Source organism: Pseudomonas sp. K5002 (genome assembly GCF_013386655.1).
In the GTDB taxonomy this organism is placed as follows: Bacteria; Pseudomonadota; Gammaproteobacteria; order Pseudomonadales; family Pseudomonadaceae; genus Aquipseudomonas.
On sequence record NZ_JACARK010001063.1, the window covers coordinates 1 to 1111 of the forward strand.

The following is a 1111-nucleotide window of genomic DNA, read 5'->3' on the forward strand; positions in this document are numbered from 1 at the left end:
GGTTCGGGTAACGCAGCCGGGTTTGCGCCAGGTGGCCGCGGGAGCCGTTGACCAGCACATCGTGCCCCGCCGCCAGCCACTCATCGATTTCCCGCGGGATGCCATAGGACCACCCGATGGCGTGCCAGCTGAGGGCAAATGCGCCCTCGGCCTCCATTGCGGCAAACTGCGCCGGGCTCCCCCCCTGTGCCGCTTCGCCCACCGCTTCCGCCGAGCGGGTGATGACCCGCCGCACAATGCGGCAGCCACGCTCGGCCAGACGCGGTCGTGCGGCATCCAGCAGGCTGTCCTTGCCCGAACCCGATGGTCCGATGAGATAGATCAACCTGCCTGCCATCAAAACACCCTCTTCGCTTGTCGCCACACTTGTTGGACCACGGGCAGTCCGTCTTGGCTTTTTTTGGCTTGCACCAGGTCGGCCCGCAGACCGATAGCGATTTCGCCGCGATCACTCAGGCCCGCCGCGTGCGCGGGCGCCAGGCTGATCATCCTGACCGCCCGAGAAAGGTCGCCGCCGTCCTGTTGATTGGCCAGCACGAACGCCGCCTGCAACAGGCTGGCCGGGTAGTAGTCACTGGAAAGTATATCCAGCAATCCTTCGGCGGCCAGGCCGGCGGCGGCCACATTACCCGAGTGGGACCCGCCACGCACCACGTTCGGCGCGCCCATCAGAACTTTCATGTTCAGTTGCCGGCAGCCACGGGCCGCCTCCAGGGTGGTGGGGAATTCGGCGATGGTCATGCCATAGCGCGCCGACTCCTCCACATGCGCCAACGTCGCATCGTCATGGCTGGCCACCGACAGGCCGCGTTCCAGGCAATGCTCGACGATCGCGGCGCGGTAGCGGTCGCTGTACTCCCTGGAGTTGGCCATTTGCAGCTTGATGAACGCGTCCATGGTCTCGTCGTTCAGGTGGTACTTGCCCATGTAGTACTCACGGTACTTGGATTCAAGCACGAACTGGCGCTGGCCCGGCGAGTGGTCCATCACTGACACCAACTGCACCAACGGGTTTTCCACCAGGTCGCGGAACACGCTCAGGGTGTCGGGGTGGCACAGCTCGCAGCGCAGGTGCAGGTGGTGTTCGGCGCGGGTCAGGCCGGCGCTTTCT

Annotated in this window: 1 protein-coding gene and 1 pseudogene; both read right to left on the bottom strand. The window is 65.2% G+C overall.

Annotated elements, in window-relative coordinates:
• Positions 1 to 337 (bottom strand): annotated as a pseudogene (locus HX846_RS33190) (phosphonate metabolism protein/1,5-bisphosphokinase (PRPP-forming) PhnN); the annotation flags it as partial.
• The coding region (locus tag HX846_RS33195; RefSeq protein ID WP_178967047.1) for an alpha-D-ribose 1-methylphosphonate 5-triphosphate diphosphatase at positions 337 to 1111 on the bottom strand (775 nt) is incomplete at its 5' end. The gene HX846_RS33195 and the pseudogene HX846_RS33190, both read right to left, overlap by 1 nt.